The organism is Chryseobacterium sp. Leaf394, assembly GCF_001424105.1.
Lineage (GTDB): Bacteria > Bacteroidota > Bacteroidia > Flavobacteriales > Weeksellaceae > Chryseobacterium.
In genome coordinates this window covers 706,391-729,872 of record NZ_LMQH01000011.1, presented here as the reverse complement: position 1 = coordinate 729,872, position 23,482 = coordinate 706,391, and the positions used below count along the sequence as shown (strand labels likewise).

The 23,482-nt window shown below is 35.8% G+C and carries 23 protein-coding genes; 17 read left to right on the top strand and 6 right to left on the bottom strand.

The window, feature by feature from the left end; translation table 11 throughout:
* Window positions 1–343: 343 nt before the first annotated feature.
* Together ASG21_RS19920 and ASG21_RS07800 are read left to right on the top strand one after the other, a co-directional pair.
* Window positions 344–1,087, top strand: a 744-nt coding sequence (locus ASG21_RS19920; RefSeq protein ID WP_206743168.1) for a helix-turn-helix transcriptional regulator, incomplete at its 5' end; no start/stop codon positions are given.
* A gap of 16 nt (window positions 1,088–1,103) precedes the next feature.
* Window positions 1,104–2,651: a tetratricopeptide repeat protein gene (locus ASG21_RS07800; protein WP_128414246.1), complete on the top strand. Its 1,548-nt coding sequence runs from the start codon at window positions 1,104–1,106 to the stop codon at window positions 2,649–2,651.
* An 83-nt stretch (window positions 2,652–2,734) separates the two neighbouring features.
* On the opposite strand, the gene ASG21_RS07795 is transcribed toward ASG21_RS07800, so the two are convergent.
* Genes ASG21_RS07795 through ASG21_RS07785 form a run of 3 tightly spaced genes read right to left on the bottom strand, consistent with a single transcriptional unit; the run spans window position 2,735 to window position 4,624 of the window.
* Window positions 2,735–3,325, bottom strand: coding sequence for a hypothetical protein (locus ASG21_RS07795; RefSeq protein WP_056077919.1), 591 nt, complete (start codon window positions 3,323–3,325; stop codon window positions 2,735–2,737).
* A 12-nt stretch (window positions 3,326–3,337) separates the two neighbouring features.
* Complete coding sequence (locus ASG21_RS07790; protein ID WP_056077916.1) at window positions 3,338–4,051, bottom strand: phytanoyl-CoA dioxygenase family protein; 714 nt, start codon at window positions 4,049–4,051, stop codon at window positions 3,338–3,340.
* 15 nt (window positions 4,052–4,066) lie between these two features.
* On the bottom strand, window positions 4,067–4,624 hold the full coding sequence (locus ASG21_RS07785; RefSeq protein ID WP_056077913.1) for a sigma-70 family RNA polymerase sigma factor: 558 nt from the start codon (window positions 4,622–4,624) through the stop codon (window positions 4,067–4,069).
* A 382-nt stretch (window positions 4,625–5,006) separates the two neighbouring features.
* On the opposite strand from ASG21_RS07785, the gene tyrS reads away from it, so the two are divergent.
* Entirely contained in the window at window positions 5,007–6,302 is a 1,296-nt protein-coding gene (gene tyrS / locus ASG21_RS07780) for a tyrosine--tRNA ligase (RefSeq protein WP_056077911.1), read from the top strand.
* A gap of 63 nt (window positions 6,303–6,365) precedes the next feature.
* Here tyrS and ASG21_RS07775 read toward each other — a convergent pair whose 3' ends face one another.
* On the bottom strand, window positions 6,366–6,821 hold the full coding sequence (locus ASG21_RS07775) for a hypothetical protein (RefSeq protein ID WP_056077909.1): 456 nt from the start codon (window positions 6,819–6,821) through the stop codon (window positions 6,366–6,368).
* A gap of 184 nt (window positions 6,822–7,005) precedes the next feature.
* Between ASG21_RS07775 and ASG21_RS07770 the strand changes: the two genes are divergently transcribed.
* From ASG21_RS07770 to ASG21_RS07760, 3 genes are all read left to right on the top strand, one after another.
* Window positions 7,006–7,644: an alpha/beta fold hydrolase gene (locus ASG21_RS07770; protein WP_056077907.1), complete on the top strand. Its 639-nt coding sequence runs from the start codon at window positions 7,006–7,008 to the stop codon at window positions 7,642–7,644.
* Between the two features lie 164 nt (window positions 7,645–7,808).
* A complete protein-coding gene (locus ASG21_RS07765; RefSeq protein ID WP_241773474.1) occupies window positions 7,809–9,062 on the top strand; it encodes a PDZ domain-containing protein in 1,254 nt (417 codons plus the stop codon).
* A 1-nt stretch (window position 9,063) separates the two neighbouring features.
* Window positions 9,064–9,612 (top strand): hypothetical protein, encoded by a 549-nt coding sequence (locus ASG21_RS07760; RefSeq protein ID WP_056077902.1) that lies wholly within the window; start codon window positions 9,064–9,066, stop codon window positions 9,610–9,612.
* On the opposite strand, the gene ASG21_RS07755 is transcribed toward ASG21_RS07760, so the two are convergent.
* Entirely contained in the window at window positions 9,585–10,616 is a 1,032-nt protein-coding gene (locus tag ASG21_RS07755; RefSeq protein WP_056077899.1) for a L,D-transpeptidase, read from the bottom strand. The two genes, ASG21_RS07760 and ASG21_RS07755, sit on opposite strands and share 28 nt — an antisense overlap.
* Before the next feature lie 284 nt (window positions 10,617–10,900).
* Here ASG21_RS07755 and ASG21_RS07750 point away from each other — a divergent pair, with 284 nt between their 5' ends.
* Window positions 10,901–11,662, top strand: coding sequence for a DUF4272 domain-containing protein (locus tag ASG21_RS07750; protein WP_056077894.1), 762 nt, complete (start codon window positions 10,901–10,903; stop codon window positions 11,660–11,662).
* A gap of 59 nt (window positions 11,663–11,721) precedes the next feature.
* Window positions 11,722–12,411: a hypothetical protein gene (locus ASG21_RS07745; RefSeq protein WP_056077893.1), complete on the top strand. Its 690-nt coding sequence runs from the start codon at window positions 11,722–11,724 to the stop codon at window positions 12,409–12,411.
* A gap of 421 nt (window positions 12,412–12,832) precedes the next feature.
* On the opposite strand, the gene ASG21_RS07740 is transcribed toward ASG21_RS07745, so the two are convergent.
* Window positions 12,833–13,252: a pyridoxamine 5'-phosphate oxidase family protein gene (locus ASG21_RS07740; RefSeq protein ID WP_056077889.1), complete on the bottom strand. Its 420-nt coding sequence runs from the start codon at window positions 13,250–13,252 to the stop codon at window positions 12,833–12,835.
* 229 nt (window positions 13,253–13,481) lie between these two features.
* Here ASG21_RS07740 and ASG21_RS07735 point away from each other — a divergent pair, with 229 nt between their 5' ends.
* From ASG21_RS07735 to ASG21_RS07695, 9 genes are all read left to right on the top strand, one after another.
* Window positions 13,482–13,838, top strand: coding sequence for a response regulator (locus ASG21_RS07735; protein WP_056077888.1), 357 nt, complete (start codon window positions 13,482–13,484; stop codon window positions 13,836–13,838).
* Between the two features lie 182 nt (window positions 13,839–14,020).
* Entirely contained in the window at window positions 14,021–15,982 is a 1,962-nt protein-coding gene (locus ASG21_RS07730; protein WP_056077884.1) for an ATP-binding protein, read from the top strand.
* Window positions 15,983–16,233: 251 nt separating this feature from the next.
* A complete protein-coding gene (locus ASG21_RS07725; protein WP_056077882.1) occupies window positions 16,234–17,442 on the top strand; it encodes a helix-turn-helix transcriptional regulator in 1,209 nt (402 codons plus the stop codon).
* 241 nt (window positions 17,443–17,683) lie between these two features.
* Complete coding sequence (locus ASG21_RS07720; RefSeq protein ID WP_056077879.1) at window positions 17,684–18,166, top strand: T9SS type A sorting domain-containing protein; 483 nt, start codon at window positions 17,684–17,686, stop codon at window positions 18,164–18,166.
* Between the two features lie 10 nt (window positions 18,167–18,176).
* Window positions 18,177–19,211 (top strand): hypothetical protein, encoded by a 1,035-nt coding sequence (locus ASG21_RS07715; RefSeq protein WP_056077876.1) that lies wholly within the window; start codon window positions 18,177–18,179, stop codon window positions 19,209–19,211.
* A gap of 2 nt (window positions 19,212–19,213) precedes the next feature.
* Window positions 19,214–20,230, top strand: coding sequence for a T9SS type A sorting domain-containing protein (locus tag ASG21_RS07710; RefSeq protein ID WP_157844521.1), 1,017 nt, complete (start codon window positions 19,214–19,216; stop codon window positions 20,228–20,230).
* 300 nt (window positions 20,231–20,530) lie between these two features.
* On the top strand, window positions 20,531–21,211 hold the full coding sequence (locus ASG21_RS07705; protein ID WP_128414245.1) for a hypothetical protein: 681 nt from the start codon (window positions 20,531–20,533) through the stop codon (window positions 21,209–21,211).
* 87 nt (window positions 21,212–21,298) lie between these two features.
* Window positions 21,299–22,747, top strand: a complete 1,449-nt coding sequence (locus tag ASG21_RS07700; protein WP_056077867.1) for a hypothetical protein — start codon at window positions 21,299–21,301, stop codon at window positions 22,745–22,747.
* Window positions 22,748–22,839: 92 nt separating this feature from the next.
* Window positions 22,840–23,379 (top strand): hypothetical protein, encoded by a 540-nt coding sequence (locus ASG21_RS07695; protein WP_128414244.1) that lies wholly within the window; start codon window positions 22,840–22,842, stop codon window positions 23,377–23,379.
* Window positions 23,380–23,482 lie beyond the last annotated feature (103 nt).

The following is a 23,482-nucleotide window of genomic DNA, read 5'->3' as shown; positions in this document are numbered from 1 at the left end:
TCTGATGATACGATATTAGATTATCACAGAAAATTTCTTTCAGAATTGCTGAAATTAAAAAAGCCTTATCCCGGAATTGCCAGTGTTTCCGGAGCTTATAATAACATTGCTTATGATTATCTGTATGTAAAAAAATATGACTCTGCGCTTTACTATCTTAAAAAAGCTGAATATCACGCCAATATTGATAAAGACAGAATGCATCTGATTTTTGTTTACCGGAATTTTGGAGAATATTATGAAGCAACAAATCAACCCCAAGCGGCTATAGATCAATATATTAAAGGTTTTGAAATTGCTGAGAGCTACAGAGATTTTAAAATGGCTGTAGAAATGAGCGATNTATATACGTGCTGCATATCTAAAAATTGGTGACAGGGAAAATAGTATCAAGTATGACAGGATTTTTTTCCAGCTCAAAGACAGCATGGATGTTACTAAGCGTAATGAGCTCAATCAAACGCTAAAACTGATTGATACTGATAATACAAAAGAGTTCGCAAAATCAAATCGTACAAAATACTGGATGATCGGTTCTTTGCTATTCCTCTTACTAATTGTATCTTCATATACGCTTTATCAGTTTTATAAAAATAAAAGAGATTACAAAAAGTTTATTACAATCATTGCCGATCTGGAGAATAAATCTAATCCTGAAAATCAGCAAATCTTTACTGAAACCGTAGCAGAGCAGAATCTGATTAATTCAAACATTTCCGATGAAAAGGAAAATGTACTGGTATCAAAACTTAAAAGCTTTGAGAGAAAAGAGCAATATTTATCTGCGGAAATTAATTTAGCATCTTTATCTGCCAGCTTCAATACGAATGTCAATTATCTGTCAAAAGTAATTAAAAAACATAAGGATAATAACTTCAACGGATACATCAACAAATTAAGAATCAATTACATAATCAATAAACTGAAAAATAATCCGGAATATCATACTTATAAAATATCATATTTGGCGGAAGAATGCGGATATAATTCTTACAGTTATTTCGTGAATATTTTTAAGCAGCAAACAGGGTTGACGCCTTCAAAGTTTATTGATTATCTAAAGAAAGAAGAATCAAAACAAAAATAATTTTAAAAATATAAATTTGAAAATAAAATTCTACTTCTTCGTGCTTGTAGCATTTTTTCTAAAAACGAACGCACAACTGTACGCTCCCGATACAATTGACAGTTTGATCACTAAAGCTTCTAAATTAACTGATAAAAATAAATCTATATTTATCATTTCAAAAATTTATAATCAATCTGAGAAAATCAATTACGGTAAAGGCAAAATGAGATCTTTATTTTACCTGATCTCAGATTATAATTACATAGGTAATGAGAAAAAAGCTTTAGAACTTTCTAATAAACTTCTCGACTTATCACAAAAAGAAAAAAACCACCTGTATGAAGTTAGAGCATTAATGAAATTAGCAAATATTTATGCTAACTCTAATTTTTACAATAAGACAGAAGAAACTCTTGAGAAGGCATTATCTGTAAGTAAAAACCTGGAGGGTGATGATTATTATGTGGCAGTAGGTAATATTTATAGATGTAAATCAATATTTGAAGAGATTAAAAATAATCTGCCAAAGCAATTGGTTTATGATAAAATAGCTCTACAGTACTGTTTAAAAATAAGTAATGAAAAAATAAGACAAAATGAGCTTGTAACTCAATATACTAATCTTGCATCCTCTTATTCAGACCTTGAAAAAAGTGATTCCGCAATATACTATTCTAGGCATGCTCTTGCTATTTCCAAGAAAATTAACACTCCGGTCACAGAAGCAAATGCCTTATTTGGAATGGCACGAACCTATTATTCTGCCAACAAAAATGATAGCGCAATCTATTATTATAAAAAAGTTTTACCTCTTGTAATCAAACTGAAAAATCCAAATAAATTGTTGATTATTTACGAAGATATGTCGTTTATGTATGAAGAACTGGGTGATACCAAAAATTTTATGATTTATAATACGAAGGCATTAGAACAGTTTAATAGTAATCAGGTAAATAAAAAAAAATTAACAGATAGTGTTTCAAATCAAATTTTAGTCGATAAACAAAAAGAACAGGATGCTAAAGTTTACCTTATTATTTCAGGTTTTGCAATTCTCATCATAATCATCATATTTTTCAGTATAAAACTGATGATTCGCTATAAAAAAATAAAAGAACTTAAAAGAATCACAGAAATTGGATTGATTGAAAAATATGAAAAGCAGCTTCATGAAAAATTAGAAATCAGAAATAGTGAAAAAGAATTAACTACGGTTTCTAATATTTCCGACGAGAAAGAAAATGAACTCCTTAAAAAACTTAATAATTTTGAAAAAAAGGAACAATATCTTTCTCAGGAAATCAGTCTAAGCTCTATCGCTTCAGCGTTTAATACAAATGTAAATTACCTTTCAAAAATTATCAAAACCCATAAAAATACTAATTTTAATGGCTACATCAACGAATTAAGAATCAACTACATCACGCAAAAACTCAGAACCAATCCTGAATATCTGAATTTTAAAATCGCCTATCTTGCCGAAGAGTGCGGTTTTAGTTCTTACAGTTATTTTGTGAACATTTTTAAACAGCAAACAGGATTAACGCCATCTAAGTTTATTGAATATTTAAAGAAAGAATAATCTTTATGTGTTATACTGGTTTCTAATATATTATATATTATACATCATAGATACAAAGTAACAATCAATACTACATGAACCAATTATGGATCACAATTAAAGTTCGTGACAGAAAACTTTATTAAATCATCTAACACTGAATGTCTGTTATCAATCTGTACAAGCACTTTAGTATTAGTTGAATCTTTTCTTACAGCCAGTTTATTCGAAACAATTACATTTCCAATTTTGCATCTGTCAATAGTTATAATTGAGTCTTTGATTTCATAATTCCCTCGTGTAATATCCGCTCCGATTCCGGCATGGTCAACAAATTTATAAGTTCCGTCTTCCCTGAATTCAAACCATGCACCATTAAAATCTCCATCATATCCGGCATGCATTATAACGCGGGAATGATCTCTCAAACTTAGAACAAAAGCATTCACTGCAAAAGAAATTAAGATCAAAAATCCGATTGTGGAAGGTATAAAACTCTTCAATGATTTTGAAATACGATATTTTTTAAAATCTTTCTTTACAGCAAAACCGAAAAAAATTAAAAATAATAAAAGCAGAAATGCATAAAAAAACTCCTGAAACACCATTTCAGTATCTGCGTTTTGAATTCTCCAAAGATTATAATAAAATCCAAGAATCAGCATTGGAATTAAAAGCCAGTTTCTTTTTATCATTTTTATGCACTATCAAATCATCCTCTCCGACCAATTCAACTCCTCCGGCAATTCCCTATCAGAAAACTCAATATGAATCACTCTCCTCTTCTTTCCATTCGTCGTACGGTTAGAACCGTGAAGAAGCAGAGGTTTCATAATCATCACACCACCTTTTTCAACGCTGCAGATATTTTCAGTTTCCACATTCCAGTCGACGGTTTCGGGCCTGTTAATTCCTTTTGCGTGGGATTTTGGAACGACTTTTAATGCGCCATTATTTTCGTCAGTGTCGTCTAAATGAATTCTTATGGTGAAAATATTTTCAAGAATATCTAACGGTGGCTGTACCGCAAACTGATTCTGTTTCGTTGTCCACGGTCCAAAGTTTTCCAGTTCGACCTTTTTATCAACAGAGATGGTTAAATCTTGATGATAGGCAACATACCAGTTTGATTTTTCAGGTTTATCGAAGTAAATGCTTTTAACGGCAAAATAATTTTCGCTAAAAATTTCTTTGATGATCGTTTTTAAATTTTCATTAAAAATCAAATCTTTCACCTCAGGAATTTCCTTCAAAAACTGACGTATGGCAAAAAGATCTTCCGACTTTCTGAACGTTTCTTTTGAAGTGTCGATGTCTTGGATCACCTGACTGATTTTTTCAATTTCGGAATCTGAAAAAACCTTTTCAATCACAGTAAAACCTAGTTCTGAAATTTCAGATTTTTTATGTGCTAAATTCATTTTTTAAAAAATAAATTACTCTTCGAAATCATTATTTTTAAGCAACTCCGCCAAAACTTTTTTAGCCCGCATTACACGTACTTTGGTATTGGCAACCGAAATTCCAAGCTCTTCAGCAATTTCTTTGATGCTTTTCTCTTCAAAAAATCTGAGTCTTAAAATATCCTGATAATTTTTGTCGAGAGATTCTATGGTTTTTATAATTTTTTTCTGTTCTTCATCAGAAATCATCAGTTCTTCCGGAGATTTTGCAAACTGATTTTTTACCTCATCCAGATTCTCCGTAGGATCCTGATTTTCGCGGGATTTTTTGCGCCAGAAATCGATGATGGTATTTTGAGCAATTGTCAAAATCCATGTTTTAAACTGAAAATGAGGATCATACATATCCAGTTTAGACAAAACCTTAGAGAAGACATTGACTGTAATTTCATCGGCATCGTTTTCATCCCTCACTTTTTTCATCACAAAAGAAAAAACATCAACCCAGAAAATGTTGATGAGCCTTGTCTGAGCCTTCTGATCCTTATCATTGGCTTTGGAAATGAGCAGAAATAATTGTTCGTCGTTCATTACTAACAAATATAATTGATTTTGATTAAAAAACAAACGGGTGCGAGATACGGGTTTCGGGATACGGGATGTGAGATGCGGGATACGGGATGCGAGGTATTAGATGGAGGTTACGGATTTTAAATAGAGAAATAGAGATTTAATTCTGTCAAAAGTCTTTACTCACTGCTGATATTTGAAATCGCCTGGTCAAATCCTTCTATATCGAAAAACAATTCCAAACAAAAATCTCAAAATACTAACTCCTGATCCTAAACCACGAATCGCAAAACCCGAATCCCGAAACCTAAATCTCGAAACCCGAAACCCGAACCCCAAAACCCGCACCAATCAACTCACTCAAATTTCTTATCTTTGCGACTTAATTTTAAACTGAAAAATAATGAACTCTTTTATTGAAGAACTGAAATGGCGTGGTCTTTTTGCAGACATGATGCCGGGAACGGACGAGCAACTTGATAAGGAAATGACGACTGCCTATATCGGTTTTGATCCTACCGCAGATTCTTTGCATATCGGAAGTTTGATTCAGATTAAAATTTTGGCTCACTTCCAGCAGCATGGCCACAAGCCAATTGCTTTGGTAGGAGGCGCTACAGGAATGATCGGTGATCCGTCAGGAAAATCTGCCGAAAGAAATCTTCTGGATGAAGAAACCCTTCTCCACTATGTTGACTGTCTGAAGAATCAGCTTTCAAGATTCTTAAATTTTGAAGGGAATGAAGCGAACAAAGCCGAATTGGTCAACAATTATGACTGGATGAAAAATATTTCTTTCCTGGATTTCGCGAAAAATGTGGGGAAAAATATCACTGTGAATTACATGATGGCGAAAGATTCCGTGAAGAAAAGATTTTCCGGTGAAGCTGGTGCAGACGGAATGAGTTTTACAGAATTTACATACCAACTCATTCAGGGTTACGACTTCCTGCATTTGTACCAGAATAATAACGTGAAACTTCAGATGGGCGGTTCTGACCAATGGGGAAATATTACTACAGGTACAGAATTAATTCGTAGAAAAGCACAAGGAACAGCATTCGCTTTAACAGTTCCATTGATAACAAAAGCAGACGGTTCCAAGTTTGGAAAATCTGAAAGTGGCGAAAATTACTGGCTGGATAAGAAGAAAACTTCGCCTTACAAATTCTACCAGTTTTGGTTAAATGCTACCGATACCGATGCTGAAAGGTTCATTAAATTCTATACTTTCCTACCAAAAGAAGAAATTGAAGCTTTAATTGAAGAGCACAAAACAGCTCCACACGAAAGAAAGCTACAGAAAAAACTGGCAGAGGAAGTTACAGTCTGGGTCCATGGGAGAGAAGAATTTGAAAAAGCTGTGAAAGCTTCCGAAATTCTATTCGGAAGATCTACCGCTGAAGATTTGATAAGTTTAGATGAGGAAATTTTCCTGGAAATCTTTGATGGTGTTCCTCAGAAAGATGTTCCAAAAACAGATGTTTTAGGAATTAATATTATTGAACTCCTAACAGAAAAATCAGGATTTCTTAAATCTAAAAGTGAAGCAGCGAGAGAGTTGAAAGGAAATTCAATCTCAGTAAACAAACAGAAAGTTGATGACCAGTATTCCGCATCAGAAAATGATCTGATCGACGGTAAATTTCTCCTTCTGCAAAAAGGAAAGAAAAATTACTTTATTGTAAAAGCAATATAAATGAAAACGAAAAAACCGCCAACAGGCGGTTTTTTTATGATTTAAAGTTTTTAAACTTTCAAATTACAATTCCAAAAAGCTGAAATCTACAGAAACACTTTGAGTTCCAGATCCTACTACTTTTTTCGTTACAGCCACTTCACCGTCTACCATAATCGTAACGATCAGCTCTGAATCACCGTTTGGTAAAATTGCGTTGGCATCAAGATTAAGCTGCGCCTGGCTTGAATTTACAAAAAACTCTTCACTGGCCCAGTTCAAAACTCCTGGCTGTACCGGATCAAATTTTGTATCCTGAACAGTTCCAACCTGAGTAACTATGGTTTTAATAACTACTTTTTCTGTTCCCGCAGGTGCACCTCCTTTTACTCCTCTTACCTGAAACTGTACCAGGTGATCAGTAAATTCCTCGTCATCATCATCATTTTTACAAGATGTTGTTAAAGAAAATACAGATAAAACAAATAAGAATAAAAAAGAAAATTTAAGTAAACTTTTTGATGTGTAAAAATGCTTCATTTCTCCAGATAAATTTTTTATGATTCAAATATAGGATTTTTATCAATATAAAAATAACTTTTATGAAAATTTTCCAATATTGCCATTCAAATTATGTCAATTCATCAAAATTAAAGTACATCAAAATACGAACTCCCTCTCAGCGAAAATCATTTAAAAATGAATATTTGATTATATTTGCTTTATGAATTTAGATTACATTGTAAGAGAACCTGAGCAGATAACTTCGTCTACCCCTATCCTTTTTATGTTGCACGGATACGGCAGCAATGAGCAGGATCTTTTCAGCTTCAGAGAAGATCTTCCGAAAGACTGGATTTTAATAAGTTTCAGAGCTCCGGGAAGCACAGAATATGAAGGATTTTCGTGGTTTGACATCAATTTTAATAATCCTGAAAACTTTATTGATATTGATCAGGCCAATGAAATGGTGAAAGTGCTGATTCAAAATATAATGGCAATCATAAATCATTATGGTTTAACAGACAGCAAAACACATCTCTGCGGTTTCAGTCAGGGTGGAATCCTTGCCTATGCGCTGGCACTCAGACATCCGGAGTTATTCAATAAAGTCGCTTTAATGAGCACTTATCCTGAAGAAAAGCTGCTCACAGATATTGTAAAAGAAAAAAAGAAACTCGAAAACCTGAGATTTTTTATTTCTCACGGTACCGACGATGCCATAATTCCTCTGGAATGGGGACGAAAGGCGGCAGATATGCTGTATGATCTGAGCTGTTATTTTTCTTTCAGAGAATATATGAACGGTCACGGTGTAAACCAGAAAAACTACATTGATCTGATGGATTTTTACGCTAAATAACTCACATCCAACACAATACATTTACTTAAAAACATTTTCATATCCTGAAGATGTTTTTTTATGACATTGAATGATTTATTTACTAAATTCATTTGATGAAACCGATCTGGATTTTACTCTTGTTACTGATGGGCATTTTTTATAATGCTCAAAATGCTTTTGAGATGAGTGAGCCCAAAAAAGTGGTGATTCCTTTTCGGCTGATTAACAATCTGATTTTTATTCCGATTGAAGTAAATGGCGTTGAACTGACCTTTTTTTTGGATTCAGGTGTCAATGAAACTACAATTTTCAGTCTTGAAAACAAAGATATCCAACTGAGCAACCTCGAAAAGACAACATTCACAGGTCTGGGAACCAGCGGAAGTATTGATGGTTTCAAGTCAGAAGGAAATGTTGCTAAAATTGGTAAAAATTTAACCAACAAGGACTTTGCGTTCTATATTATTTCAGATCCTGAATTTAATATTTCTTCCCACATCGGAATTCCCGTAAACGGCATTATAGGATATCAGTTTTTTAAAAACCTTCAGGTAATTATTGATTATGAATCTAAAAAAATGACGCTTTTTCCAGACTATAAAAGCTTTCAGTCGAAAGTCAGAAAATTTGAGGAGTTTCCGATTACCATTGAAAAATACAAACCCTATATTATAGCAAATGTGGAAATGACCAATGATCCTAAAGATTCAAAACTCCTTTTAGATCTTGGAAATACGGATGCCATCTGGCTTTTTCCCAAACTGATCAAAGATTTCGTTTATAACCGTCCGAATATTGAAGATTATCTTGGACGGGGTTTCAACGGAGATATTTTTGGAAAGCGAAGCCGTATTCACAATTTATATTTGGGTAAATTTAAATTTGAAAAGCCTCTGATTGCAATGCCTGACGAGTATTCAATTCAGAATTTAAATTTGGTTAAAGACAGAAAGGGATCAATTGGAAGTGAAATACTCCGCAGGTTTACGGTGGCATTCGATTATAAAAATGAAAAACTGTATCTGAAGAAAAACCGGAATTTTGACGATCCTTTCCATTTCAACATGAGCGGCATCGATTTTAAACAGGACGGAATGCAATGGGAACAGGATTTGATGCACATTGAAACTAAGAAAAACACTAATCTTCAGGGTACCGAAGTCATCAACAACGCTTTACAGTATAAATTTGTTTTAAAACCGATTTTTTCAATCGCAGGAGTAAGAAAAGATTCTCCCGGAGCTCTTGCCGGCCTTCAGAAAGATGATCTTTTAATAAAAATAAACGGTAAGAAAACTTCCGACATGACGATGCAGAAAATTGTGGATCTTATGAAATCTGAAGACGGCAAAACAATTGAAATGGAAATTGAAAGAAAGTTTAAACCGATGAAAATTAAATTTATTTTAGAAGATCCAATACCTTATCAGGAATAATATGAATACAGAAGAAACTACTTTAGACAGAATAAGAAACAGACCCAGATTTAAGATGTTCACCCTTCTTTCCAAAGAGGATTATGCAGTTAATCTTAAAGAATATCTGGCTTCCCATGCGCAAGAATTTGAGGGAAACGTAAACAAAGAAGTAGCTACCATCTGCGTAAAAACTGAAGACGACAACTACTGGAAACCCCAACTTGCACTCCGTATTGAAGCTGAAGACGATAACACTGTAGTGAGAGGCGTATTCGGACCAAGCTCAGCGGTCTGGACTTTTTTTATGTTTCTGTACTTCCTGTTTTCAATTTTCTGGATGACATTTTTTACGATGTATTATGTAGAGCAGCAGATAAAAACAAATGAGTACCCGTGGGCACTCACTTTATCTTTTGTTATGTTATTTTTCATTGGTCTAACCTATGCGGCGGCGAGATTTGGGCAGTTTAAAGGAAAGGAAGAAATGCTGAAACTCAGAAAATTCGCCGAAGAATCAACACTTCCTTTTGAAGACAAAGATCAGCTCCCAATCTCTCCTGATTCCTGAATTTTCTGAGCTTCAAGGGCTTTTGACTGAGATATTGAATCTGCAACTTTTTCTCTGTTGGTCTGTTCTTTCACCATTTTTTCAACATGAGGACTCAGCAAAGCTTCCATCTGTTGAACTGAAATATTGTTTCCGTTGGGATCAGATAAAAGTTTTCTCCACGGTTTTTGTCCGCCCCATTTATAATCGCCATAAACCATTACAGGTGTTCCTTTAGCTTTTGTAGTAGCTCCTCCAGGATTTAAAATCCATGTATCAGCGTACGAATACAGCCACTGAGCATCTTTCATCAGCAATCTTAAACATGAGTGAGATGCTGGATAGCCCGGAAGCTCATACTGATGCCATCCGATACCGCCGGAATTATGAATATTGAAATTATACGGAAGCTTCCACTCGCTGTCTACCGTAGAAATGGCGAGCTTTTTCTTCCAGTTGGCAAAGGTTAATCCTCTCGTTGTCTGAGCAGCTTTTTTTCCCATACTTGTTGGTCCCCATTTCACAAGATTTCCGTTTGAATAGACACCGTAAGCCTGAATTGGATACGAAAATATAACAAACTTTTTCACGTTGGACAGCACATCAAGCTGCAGCGGAAATGGAGAATAGGCCATCAGAGTAGAATCAATAGTTGCAGGAATGACCAGAGTATCTGCACTTCTTTTGAATTTTGAGTCCAATCTGTTCAGGGCTAAAATGGTATATCTGTCTTTCGCGCTGTATTTCTTTTCAAAATCAGCGTAAAGTGAGTCTCTGAGTTTTTTGTCTTTTGGAAAGATAATTCCACTGTAAAAACCATTTTCCTGAATCATCGGCGACACCGACTCCTTTACAGGTTTTACTACTACAGAATCCGGATCTTTAGCAACTTCTGCTATCTCTTTAGAAATAGTTTTCTGGTCTTTAGGATCTGAAACGTCGGGTTTTTCTTCTTTACATGAATATAAAACGATACTGAAAATTAAAAAATAAATTAAAGATTTTGAACTGAATAATTTTTTCATACATACTGATTTCTGTACTAAAAATACAAAATTCAGACCTTAATTTTAAAATTTATCAAAAAATATTTACGAAATTACTTTCAGTACTTATAAAATGCGTTATAACAGGTTTAAACAGCTGAAAATAGTAAAATTCAACAATATTTCCCCAAATATTTATCACTACCAAACGAGATATAGTCAGCAAATTACTTAAAATTAATACACGCGACTGAAATAGTATCACGTAAAAGGGATAAAATTTTTATATTTGAATGTATACTCTCTGAGAAAAAATTGAAATTATGAGTTTTTTTAAAAAATTATTAGGCAATACTGAAAATCATAAAGAGGAAAAAAGTTTTGAGATTGAAAATCTAATCGACTCTTACAGGAAAATACCGGGGATGACAGCAACAAGAATTCAAAATCTGTCAATTTGCCTCTATGCAGGTTTTAAACCTACCAATTCCCTTCCAACAGAGCTTGAAACGCAAATCCGTCCTGCCATTGAAATCGCGAAACGGCTTCATGCGATCAAAGCTATTGTGCTCTGGCTTATGGTACCGCCGGAAAATCTTCCTGATGAAGTAATTCTGAATTTTACAGAGCGAAACCAGCTTGAAGATTACATCGCTGAGGATGAAAAACTGATTCTGGAATCACCCAGAAATGACGAGGAAGCAAGAAACCTGATTGGCTGGAAATTTGAAAACGCATGGCCGCTTGCATGGTACTTTGGTTATAAAGAACCCGACTTTACAGGAGAAATGATGACCGGGGTGCAGATGCAGGAAATCCTGAATGACCACGCCTGCCCATTGGACGAAAATATAGAAGACTGGATTAAAAAAAGAGATGTAATTCCAGAAGAAAAGCTGAGAAAGAAAGAAGATATGTTTTACTGCATCCACAATGCTGTCAGAAGCGCACAAATGGGCAGGAAAACAGTTCCTGAAAATTTTGATCCCATTGCAAACGGCGGAGTAATACATGAACGGAGACATGCTTTAACGTGGATGCTTTCAAACGGAGTGAGTTGGGATGATACGGATTTGAGCACTTAAATCAGAACAAACCTTTGTCTGCCAAAATATTTATAACCATATACAAAAATTGATCAGCAATGCAAAGCCGTTCTAAGGAGGAGATATCAGATTTTATTGTATTTAAAATTATTTATCCGTTGCTGGGAATAGTTTTTATCGCCTTCAACCCCATATCGTTTTTCGTTCTGGCAACTCTTCTGAGTACAAGTGTTTATTATCTGATTTTTCGCAGACACATTTTCAGAAAAACTTTCCTGTTTGTTTTAGCTTCTGTCTATTTATTTCTCATGTTTGTATATTCTGTTTCTCCTATAATTCAATACTATGAATTTAAACTGACACATCACGACTGGATTGAAGTGAAAGGTCAGATCTCAAATTTCGACGTCGTCTGGAAAGGTGGAAAAAGCAGGAAATCTACCGTTGATTTAGATTATCAGTATACAATTTACAGTAAAAAATTTCACAGGACGGCTGTCGATGTTATCAACAGAAGATCACATTCAGTATTTTGGTCTTCTGAAAATGAAATTAAAGAATCAAATGTAAAACTGAAACAAGACATTACAGAATATGTGAGTGAGGAGAATTTTAAAATATTTCACAATCCGCAAACAGAAGAAAGCCGACTTTTCATACCCCTGAATATTCTTTTATTTTCAAATTCTTCAGGATTCAGCATTATTTACGGAATGTTGAAAATTATTCTTATCCCATTTTTATTCTTTATAATTTTTTCAGGCATCAAAAACAAATTCCAGAATTGACTCAGATATTTTCTGAAAAAGAAAAAACTGACAATAGTAAACTGTTGTTTTTCATTTGCAAAGTTATGTTCAAAAGAAATTCGTATGATTCTCAAAGCAGTCTGAACACCCCATAATCATTTATACCCAGGAACGGGATCGAACCGGAACTCTAAATAAAAGCCTGCCTCAAAATGAAACAGGTTTTGCGATCCGGACAGAACTTTTATTAATTTCTATAATATTTATGGTGTAAAATAATTTTATCTTACCAGCACAATAATTTTGATTAAATCAACAGGTAACTGTTGCAGATGATATTTTCAAGAATTAAAAATTGTTGATTTGTTCAGAATATAATATGTATAAGTTCAAAATTTGAAAATCAGTCATCCAACTTTTGAAAATGATTACCGGAGTGTTCTTTGAAATTCAGTTAAGTTTATGAAGAAACATATTCTCCCTCCTCCTCTTTGTGCCAGAATGTTACGCGTTTCGAGGTTACCTTAATCAAACAAATACCAGGCGTTTCTATACCCTCTGGAAACCATTGTTCAAGACCATCAACCCACTTATCTTCCAAAATTTTCTTGTCCGTAGTAATCGAAGCGGAACCATAACATTCGATAAACAGCATATCATCAGTCTGATAAACCAAACTTACTTTGTCATCTTTCTCAATTTGACGGACCTTATTACTGTCTTCAAATGTGAAAAACCATGAGTCTCCATCGTACTCCACTTTACCATTGTTACTCATTGGTCTTGAATGTACAACCTGTTTTCCATCTGTTGTGGTCATCATGCAGAAATCGAGGTCTTTCATTTTTTCTGCGATTGTTTTCAGTGATGCTTTTTTCATTTTAAAAATTCTTATTTGTTTTGGTGTTAAATTTACGGGGCATCCCGTCTAGTGTCTTAACCAAAACACGTACCGATATCACGAAGAAATTTTTTATAGATTTTCAGAATTTCAGGATTTTACAAACCTTTAAAATATAATATCAGCATCGAACCCAAAATTCACTAGTGATGTTTTATGAAGTTTTCTCAGCAAAGTTTTTTGGTTCTATTCTTGCTTAAAATGATGTATGAGAAAAATATATCTGGTCGAAGATGATGAGGCCATAAGGGAAATCCTGGAGATTTTGCTGAGTTCCGAGAACTATTCGGTTCTTTCTTTTGCGAATGTACTCGATTTCAGAAGAAGAGATTTGACCCAAACACCTGATCTTTATTTGTTTGATGTGATGCTGCCAGACGGCTCAGGTATTGATTTGTGCGAGCAGATTAAGAACAATAGTGAAAGCAGAGATACACCTGTTATTATCATGAGTGCTCATGCACAAATCAGTAATATCTATAAATCATGTGCTCCGGACGATTTTATTTCAAAACCATTTGATATTGATAATTTACTTTCAAGAATTGGTCAAATTATGCATTAAGAATTTGATTTTCTTAGAATTTTAAAATTTCATAAAGCAATTTCTTAAGCCTTCATTTATTTAAAAATAATCAGATATTTTTCTCAAAAGATAAATGAGTCTTATTTATAATACTTCCTTCTCAAAATAGTTCAGACTTTTCTAAAAAATATTTAAATTTGAACTGTAATTATTTCTGATCAATGAATTCTCCACAGCATATCCAACCTGAGAAATTGCTCAGTGTCCTTTTTCATTCTCCAAATGCCACAGCTGTTTATACCGGCGAAAATATTAAGATTCTCAGTGCCAATGATGCCATGCTGAAAATGTGGGGTAAAGACCGTTCGGTACTGGGCAAAGAAATGGTTGTTGCGATTCCGGAGCTTAGCGGTCAGCCTTTTATTGATATTTTAAAAGAAGTTTGGAACAGTGGCCAAACCTATACTGCACGAGACCGTTCAGCATTTCTTGAAATTGACGGCGAGATGCAGGAATTTTATTTCGATTTTGAGTACAAAGCTCTTCTCGACAGCGAGGGTAAAACAGAATTTATTCTTCACACAGCAGTAGAAGTATCTGAGCGTATGGCTGCCTGGAATATGGTTGAAGAACGGTCCATCGCCGAACAGAAGCTGAATGAAGAACTTCTTGCCATTAACGAAGAATATCAGGTAACCAACGAAGAATTGATCGTTTCACAGGAAAATCTGCACCATCTGCTCGACTCACTGAATGAAAGTGAAAAGCGTTTCCGTACGATGGTAGAACAGTCGCCTGTAGCGATGGCATCTCTTAAAGGAAAAGATTTTACGGTAGATATGGTCAATGACGGAGTCCTCGCCATTTGGGGCAAAGACCGTTCTGTTATCGGTTTACCATTGCGTTCAGCCTTGCCAGAACTTGAAAACCAGCCATTTATTGACATCCTTACGAATGTGTATGATACCGGATCAGCATTTTACGGCAAAGAAGTAAAAGTTATGGTTTCGGTTGATGGAACTCTTACTGAGCGTTTCCTGAATTTCGTTTATCATCCCACAAAAGAAGAAAGTTCCGGCGAAAAATCGATACTGATTGTCGCAAATGATATTACAGAAATGGTCAACGCCCGGCTGGATGCAGAAGAAATGAGCACCCGGCTTCAGATTGCCATAGATGCCGGCAGATTGGGATCTACCGAAGTCAATCTGGCGACAGGCATTATGAAAAGCACCGATCAGTTTAAAATGAACTATGGATTTCTGCCGGAGGAAAACTTCACTTACTCAGATTTATTTGAATCTATTTTCCCTGAATACAGAGAAAGTGTAAAGGAACTCGTACAGGAAGCGATTCGTACCAACGGAGTTTACAAAGCGGATTACCCAATAAAATGGCGTGACGGATCTGTACACTGGATTCAGGCTCATGGACGCCCGCGCTATGACGAAAAGGGTAATGCTGACCGCATGGTCGGTATGACTGCAGATATTACGGATAAAAAATTATTCGAACAGCGGAAAGATGACTTTTTGAGTGTCGCAAGTCATGAACTCAAAACACCTGTCACGGTGATTAAAGCCTGTCTTCAGCTGCTTGACAGGATGAAAGACCGTCCATTTTCGGACATTCATCTGAAACTCATCAATCAGTCAGTAAAAAACGTAGAAAAAATGTCTGATCTGGTGGATGATCTTCTCAATGTGAAAAGACTGAACGAGGGGCAGCTGAAAATTGAGAAAAAAGAATTTAATTTATTTGAAATGCTTCAGGAAAGCTGCAGTCATATCACACTTGAGGATGAATACAAAATTTCTCTGGAAGGTGAGCCGGATGTGATGGTATTTGCAGACATGCACAGACTGGATCAGGTGGTAATCAATTTTGTGAACAATGCTGTAAAATATGCTCCTTCATCTAAAAATATTCACATTAAGATGGAAAAATTTAGTGACGCTGTGAAAGTTTCAGTACGCGACTTTGGCTACGGAATCGAAAAGGAAGTTCTTCCAAAATTATTTGACCGGTTTTTCCGTGCGGATCATTCAGGCAAGGAATATAACGGCCTTGGGCTGGGTCTTTACATCTGTTCTGAAATAATCGAAAAACATGGAGGAACCATTGGTGCAGAAAGCGAAATCAACCAGGGAAGCACATTTTGGTTTACCATTCCTTTGGTTTAAATTATAGATTTTAGGGTAGAAATATTTATTTTCTCAAAGTTTTTTTCAGCTAAAAGCGTTTGATTTCAACGGCTCATTTTGATGATGAATGCTGTTTATAAATAGTCAAATTTACACGTGAATCTACAGCAGGTCAAATAAATTTGTGATCAGCAAATTTTTCTGAACCGTTTCCATTTTTATTTCCATCTTGAAGTAGATTTTTGCATATTAAATAACATAAAAACATTATTTTTGCGAATGTTCATTTTATGAAGAAAATATTTTATCTGCTGTATTTTATCTTTGGCTTATTTTCAGCCCAGATCAACGACTTCAATAAGCTTGAAAATGAGGTCTATGACAATAACAGAAATGGTAAACATCATTTATCCCAGACCAAATTACTACAATTACTTTCTGAAGAAGATTTAAGCTACCGGGATCAGGTAAAAGTAAATCTTCTGCTTGCAACAACTTTCAGAAGCATTAATGATTACGGAACTGCTATCAGCTATCTTGAAAAATCCAGCGAATTAGCCGAAAATCTTAACGCCGATGATTCCCTTAAAGCGAGCATCAATGCAGAACTGGCATTTGTATATTTTGACGACCAGAACTACAAAAAATCTGAAAATCTTATTAAAAAAATTGCACTGAGCAATTATCTCAATGTCAATGAAAATGACAAAGCTTATATCATCATGCAGCATGGCTACATTCATTATCTTGATAAAAAGTATGACAAAGCTGTAAAGGATTATGAAAATGCACTGAATATACTCTCTAAATTTTCGCCCTGTAACCAACCTGCGGTTCTTGTGAAACAAATGCAACTCTACGCAACCTTAAATGACCTTGTAAGAGTGAAGGAGATTTATAAGAAATGTATGACTATTGCTGATTCGTGTAAAATCATCAAATATAAAATCTACGCTACTGAAGAGATAAGATCCATTTTTAAAAGAAATGACAGTAAAGATGAGACTTTTTACTACAGTACCATTCTGGACAGTTTAAATTTAATCTACGACAGAGAAAGCAAGCTTTCAGGAATGCATGTCACCAATGAAAAATTTCTTGAAAAACAGAATGAAGGAAACGAAAATAATTTTCTCAGGACTCTTTTTATTTCAATTTTTATAATTCTTTTGTTGGGTGGAATCAGTTTTTATTTCTACCAAAAATCCACATATCAGAAAAATAAATATGAGCAGGAACTTTTTGAGATGAAAAAGACATTGGAATCTTACTCCCAACGGACCATTTCTGAAGGTAAAGTAAAATTGGAAAATGAAGATCTGCTGAGTGCAAGACAAAAGGAACTTCTCGATCTTATGGCAGAAGGTCTGAGCAATAAGGAGATTGCCGAAAAACTTTTTATCTCAGAAAACACAGTAAAGTTTCACATTAAAAATATTTACAATATCCTTGATCTGAAAAGCAGAAAAGATTTGCTTCTTAAATTTAAAGGAAAATAAAATCATAAATATTTATTTATCAATAATTTACAAAACTACCCGTACAGGTAGTTTTTTTATTTTATGCGAATACTACCTTACAGGATGGGAATTTCCACTCAGGTTTTTAGGTACTTTGCAATCAAAAAAAACGATTGAATCTACCCCTTACTCTGCAGTCTCCTGCAATCTACTTTAAGAAACAATTTCTACAAAAAACAGAATTTAAAGACATTTATGAAACTCTTAAAAACAATTAATCATGCCCATAAAAACTAAACTACTGCTTAGTACTGTGTTTGGATGTTGCTCGTTACTGATTAGTGCACAGTCAGCCCAGAATTCATCCGGAGGGAATCTTAATTCAGCGAGCGGAAGCATTTCTTTCTCTACAGGAAATGTATTTTACAGAGAATTCAGCTCCTCCACAGGAACGCTGGTACCAGGCACACAACATTCATACGAGCTGACGCCGACTTTAGGAATCAATGAAAATTCCATCAGTCTTGAAATGAAGATTTTTCCAAATCCTGTTGCAGACAAACTTACACTTACCGCGGATTCTAAAAACACAAAAGATCTTACTTACCGGTTGCACAGCGCAACGGGAGCTCTTCTGAAAACAGGTCAAATTTCAGAAAGAGAAACCATTGTTGATATGACGGACTTTCCTTCTTCGACCTATTTTTTTTCTGTACAACAGGCAGGAAAGCCTTTAAAAAATTATACCATTATTAAAAAATAAAATCCCTCAAATGAAAAACATTTTTACATTTTTAGCCTTGTGTGCAACGGCATTTTTCTATGCTCAGGCACCCAATCTTTTCAGCTATCAGGCCGTTGTGAGAAACTCAGGTAATAATCTCGCAGTTAACCAGACTGTAGGGTTAAAGTTTTCAATAATAAAAACATCTGTTAATGGCACAGTTTCCTATGCTGAAACTCAAAATATTTCTACAAATGCCAATGGTCTTGTAACGGCACAATTGGGAAATGGCACTGTTGTGAGTGGCTCTATTGCAAATATTGACTGGAGTTCTGATCTGTACTTTGTGAAAACAGAAATTGATCCTTCCGGGGGAACCTCTTATTCCATCAGCGGAACACAACAGCTTTTAAGCGTGCCTTATGCGTTAAGTTCAAAAAGTGTTTCAGACGGTGCTGTTACGACGGGAAAAATCAGTAACTCTGCAGTAACATCAGCTAAACTGGCAGATGCGTCGGTTACAACTGCAAAAATATCAGCCACGGGAACTCCGGGTTCATCTAATTATCTGAGAGGTGACGGAAGCTGGGCGCCGGCAGGAGGAGCAACCCTGGAACTGATAGCAGATAAAGTAAGCGGCACGTCAGAATCTGTGCCCGTTGCTGTTACCACAGCACCGACAACGATTGTTTACAATAATGTAGTATCCGCTCCTCTGTCAGGAGTATACAACAGTACGACGGGCGTTTACACTGTAGGAAGTAACGGGGTGTACATGATTCAGGCACGTGTGCATGGATCAGATGCCTCACCAACTAATAACACGGTTTCTTACTGTCTGAATCTTCAGATCAACAATGCTGCATGGGGATCCACAAACGGCGGAATTATTTACGGTTTATACACTCCGTTGAATGTCTATACTCCGGTGAACACTAAGGCAAGAGGTGAACTGATTTGCTACGTAAAACTAAACCAGGGCGACCAGATAAAAGTGATTGCTCACGGAACAAACAGTGCTGTTGCTCCCCAGAATACCATCGCAGATGCCGGAAGTAATCTCATGATAATGAAAATGAATTAATGATGAAAAAATATTTACTTCTCATACTTTTCTTTTCAACAAAGATTTTTTTTAATGCACAATGTACAACATCGGTAACATCTGGTACAGGCGCACTCAATTATACTTATGCCTTTATAACAGGTCAAAGTTTTAAAGCAGCATGTACAGCAAAGCTGAATAATATTACGTTTCCAGCGATAAGTAATACATCTGACGATCTGAGAGGTTCTGGATACAGTGTTGGAGTCAGAATTAAAGATTCCGGAAATACTGTGCTTGCTAACGGCTTCTGGCAGAACGGGAGTCTGCAGACAGAATTATGGTATCCTGGAGCAACTGTTGTAGCTGACTTTCAGTGTTCAGATCTCACTCTGCAAAGTGGTTCTACGTACATTTGGGAGGTTTATGCTATTCCGGGCAGTCAGTCCAATATCGAATTGATTTTATTTACAACCAGAACAGGAAATCCTTATCCAGACGGAAATTATATAAAGGATGGAATTGCACAAACGTCGGATATTATTGGATGGACGGTTAATCTTACATCTACGGTTGTGCCATTGGCAGCATCACAAAGTCAAATTAATCCCTCTTCATCTGCATCAAATGACGGTTCTGCAACAGTAAGTATATCCGGAGGAATCAGCGGTGCACCAACTACCTATGTATGGAAGAAAAACGGAACTGTGATTTCCGGAGCAAATACAAATTCAATCAGTAATCTTTCTATTGGAAATTATACGTGCGAAATAACAAGAGGCTGTACTTTGGTGAAAAGTTTTACACTGACTGCCAACAGCCTGGCCATTGCTGAAGCAGAAATCAGCAAAAATAAAATATATCCGAATCCCGCATCAGAGTTCATTTACATCAATGCATCAGAAAAGGAAATTGCTTTTGTTTATGCTCCAGACGGCAGATTAGTAAAGTCAATTGAGCTTCAGAAAGGGGTAAACCGTGTTTCAATTTCAGATTTGTCTGATGGAAATTATCTGGTAAAAATGAGATCAGGGAGTACTAAACTGATTAAGAATTAAAGTAAAAGAGGATTTAATTCATTCTAAAAAGTCTGTAAGAATAACTACTTACAGGCTTTTTCTCTTACTGAAAATGAAAGTGCAAATTTTTGCCTGAACTTAAAAATTTACAGTCTAAAAAAAACGAACCAAAAGCCATTAAAATCATTCTTCAATGAATTAAATTCTTAATTCAATTACTGAAATTCCGTATAAATACTGTTGCATATTAAAAAAGTTTACTATGTGGTACATAACAGCATGAAAATATTCTTCTTTTGGTGATATTTTTGATTAATATTACACCATAAAATGATATACTTGCGCAAAATTTTATTTTTTTTAAATACGACTGCAAAAAATATAAAATTTTCTGAGTTTTCAAGGGTACTCAGAGCTTTTTTCTGTACAATTCTATTCATCTCTTTCTCATTTCTTCATTCCCAGCAGAGCAGTGATAAGGCAGCATCTCCCACCATTGTGACTGTCAGAGGTGCAGGAATCTATTCTGAAGATGCCGGTTTCAATAAGCAGATTATTTCAGAAAACGTTACTGTTAAAAACTCTGATTATTCCTACTCAATCAGTAAAAGTGGCAAACGTTATCTGCAGATTACTGCTCAGCAATCTTTTAAAAGAAAGCAAAATCAGAATCAGGATGTCAGAATCGCGAAGAAAGGAAAAGAAAAACCAACCAGGGAACATAAGAAACTCACGAATCTTAAGAAAACTGCAAAGGGATTAAGAATAATTCATTTATATCATCTGCCCGTTCAGGAAAGATTTTTTCCGTCAGACCCATTCTCAGCCAATTATACAGTTCCGTCGCAGAACAGCATTGACCAGTTTAAGCTTGAGATGCCTGAGGAGCAGAAACTGGTCAAAAAATCTCTTGACCATCTGCATTCGCAAAAGTATCGGTACTATAACAGCAGATCATTTGATTTCTGTTTCTCCACGGTGTATTCTGTACGTCCGCCTCCTTCTGTAAGTCTTTTCTGATCATTTTTCACTTTAATAAGATTTAAAAATTGCACAGAGTATTTCTCTTTGCATCATCCCTTACATCCATAACTCTAAATTTCTAACATGAATTTTTTTTCATATAAATCACTCGCATCAATCAGAGCGAGGCAGTATTACTTTGTTTTTTTTGTTGCAGTTGCACAATATCTTTCTGGCCAGGCCAGAGTTTTTATAAATCCTGGACTTGAATTTGGAGTTCCTGCTGGAGATGTAAATTACCTTGACGCCAACTTCGGATTCGGATCAACTTTCGATGCAGGATCTCCGGTAACTGCGCCATGGTATACCACACAATCCCAAAATACATTATGTTCACAGATACCTTCCGGAAACTGCCATGCAATTGAAGTTTGGGGAAGTACTTTTAATGGTGTAAATGCTGCACAGGGAAGCAATTTCGTAGAACTCAATGCATTCGAAAGCTCAATGATTTATCAGAATATGTATCTTACACCAGGAGATGTGATATCCTTTTATTACAGACACCGCGCCAGAAGTCAGACTACAGAGCAGGCCTCTATGAGAATTGAAGATCAGAATGAAAATCTTATAAGCACCATCAGTACTACGTCTGTTCCATCAAATATAAATTTCTGGTCTTTTAATCAGGGAACAAGTCAGCCTTTTACAGGAACTGCAGGTGTTTACAGAGTTGGCTTCAGAGCTCTTGTTGACGGGGGAAATATTGGTTTAGGAAATTTGCTGGATGATATCAGGATTACCCTGCACCCACTCATCGATTTAAAAAATTCAATTGCCCTTCCGTCGTGCGAGGGAAACAGTAACGGATTATTGTTTTTAAGAATTAATGGTGCTGTCACATCAAATACAATTGTTGCCGTACAGTTGGTAAATCCTCAGAACGGTACATCTTTCATCTCAGACGATGATATTACTTTATCTGCAGTAGCAAATTCCCAAGGTATTCCAACGATTACACATGCCCCGGGAAGTCCGTGTTACATGATTACGATTCCGCCGGGAAATTATGACGGAGGATCTATACCAGGATATTCAAGTCCCAACAATGATGAAGACGGTGTGGCAATTAGTATCGCATCTGTGAATGATGGTGTAGTAGAACCGGATGAAACTTTCAGATTTCAAATAATGCCCGCAGGCACTAACGGTTCTACAAATAATTTTAAATCAGATTCTTCTCCCCTTTTCGGCGACAGCTACAGTCCTTCTACCAATAATTATATCATTCAGGAATGTGCCTGTTACAGCCCTGCCAATACATCAGCACCAGGAATTGATACAAAACATGGAATTACAACGCTTAACAGAGCCGGAGGTGACAGCAGCAACTGGCCAATGGTCCGTAAATCAGCACATACCGTGCTTGAATCCAACACAAAAGGTTTTGTGGTCAACAGACTTACCACAACTCAGATCAATGCTATTGTCTCACCACAGGAAGGAATGATGGTGTATGACACGGACGCAAACTGTCTTAAACTGCACGACGGAACTGCCTGGAGTTGTTTTAATACAGCTACCTGTCCTTAATTATTTATCCACATTTCATAATCATTCTATTCATATAAAACAGAACAATGAAAAAAAGTTTAATAACAATACTTTTCGCATGTGCATCCACAATGAGTGCACAGGTTATTATCGGCGATGCTGTCGGTACTGCCACTACAAAAACATCTGTACTTCTGGAATTTGCAGCCAATCAGAATAAGGGACTTATAGTGCCCTACGTAAGAATCATACCTCAATCTCCCGCCGAGGGTACAATTCTGCTCGACGTAAGTACTCCCACAGCAGCAAGGATGAAGATGTACAACGCCAATACCGCCTATGGAACCAGCGGCTGGCTGGATCTCAGTGGCAAAGGAGCTGACATAACCGATGCAATGACTGTTCAGCCAAACTTTTCCAGTGCACCGGAAAGCTCATCAACTAAAACAATTATTGGTGATGTAACTTCTCCTGCAAACGGAGTACTTGTGCTCGAATCTGCCATAAAAGCAATGGTTTTACCAATTGTTTCAGATGTACAGGATATTTTGAGCCCTTCACCCGGAATGATGATATATGTCAATAAGCCCGGGAGCAAGCGGCTTGCTGTGTACAATGGTGCAGTATGGTCTTTTTGGCGCGGCGATTTTCCCAGCGGCCAGACTCCTTAAAATTCTTGATTAGTGGTTACATTAAAAGTCAGGATTAATTAATCAGCAAGATTAGATTTACTGATATTTAAGTAATATAAATAAATGTTTAGAATGAGTTTTG

Coding starts and splice junctions, on each gene's coding strand:
- ASG21_RS07795 (WP_056077919.1), bottom strand. CDS start 3,325: ATGATAAAAAGAAACTGGCTTTTAATTCCAATGCTGATTCTTGGATTT.
- ASG21_RS07790 (WP_056077916.1), bottom strand. CDS start 4,051: ATGAATTTAGCACATAAAAAATCTGAAATTTCAGAACTAGGTTTTACT.
- ASG21_RS07785 (WP_056077913.1), bottom strand. CDS start 4,624: ATGAACGACGAACAATTATTTCTGCTCATTTCCAAAGCCAATGATAAG.
- tyrS (WP_056077911.1), top strand. CDS start 5,007: ATGAACTCTTTTATTGAAGAACTGAAATGGCGTGGTCTTTTTGCAGAC.
- ASG21_RS07775 (WP_056077909.1), bottom strand. CDS start 6,821: ATGAAGCATTTTTACACATCAAAAAGTTTACTTAAATTTTCTTTTTTA.
- ASG21_RS07770 (WP_056077907.1), top strand. CDS start 7,006: ATGAATTTAGATTACATTGTAAGAGAACCTGAGCAGATAACTTCGTCT.
- ASG21_RS07765 (WP_241773474.1), top strand. CDS start 7,809: ATGAGTGAGCCCAAAAAAGTGGTGATTCCTTTTCGGCTGATTAACAAT.
- ASG21_RS07760 (WP_056077902.1), top strand. CDS start 9,064: ATGAATACAGAAGAAACTACTTTAGACAGAATAAGAAACAGACCCAGA.
- ASG21_RS07755 (WP_056077899.1), bottom strand. CDS start 10,616: ATGAAAAAATTATTCAGTTCAAAATCTTTAATTTATTTTTTAATTTTC.
- ASG21_RS07750 (WP_056077894.1), top strand. CDS start 10,901: ATGAGTTTTTTTAAAAAATTATTAGGCAATACTGAAAATCATAAAGAG.
- ASG21_RS07745 (WP_056077893.1), top strand. CDS start 11,722: ATGCAAAGCCGTTCTAAGGAGGAGATATCAGATTTTATTGTATTTAAA.
- ASG21_RS07740 (WP_056077889.1), bottom strand. CDS start 13,252: ATGAAAAAAGCATCACTGAAAACAATCGCAGAAAAAATGAAAGACCTC.
- ASG21_RS07735 (WP_056077888.1), top strand. CDS start 13,482: ATGAGAAAAATATATCTGGTCGAAGATGATGAGGCCATAAGGGAAATC.
- ASG21_RS07730 (WP_056077884.1), top strand. CDS start 14,021: ATGAATTCTCCACAGCATATCCAACCTGAGAAATTGCTCAGTGTCCTT.
- ASG21_RS07725 (WP_056077882.1), top strand. CDS start 16,234: ATGAAGAAAATATTTTATCTGCTGTATTTTATCTTTGGCTTATTTTCA.
- ASG21_RS07720 (WP_056077879.1), top strand. CDS start 17,684: ATGCCCATAAAAACTAAACTACTGCTTAGTACTGTGTTTGGATGTTGC.
- ASG21_RS07715 (WP_056077876.1), top strand. CDS start 18,177: ATGAAAAACATTTTTACATTTTTAGCCTTGTGTGCAACGGCATTTTTC.
- ASG21_RS07710 (WP_157844521.1), top strand. CDS start 19,214: ATGAAAAAATATTTACTTCTCATACTTTTCTTTTCAACAAAGATTTTT.
- ASG21_RS07700 (WP_056077867.1), top strand. CDS start 21,299: ATGAATTTTTTTTCATATAAATCACTCGCATCAATCAGAGCGAGGCAG.
- ASG21_RS07695 (WP_128414244.1), top strand. CDS start 22,840: ATGAGTGCACAGGTTATTATCGGCGATGCTGTCGGTACTGCCACTACA.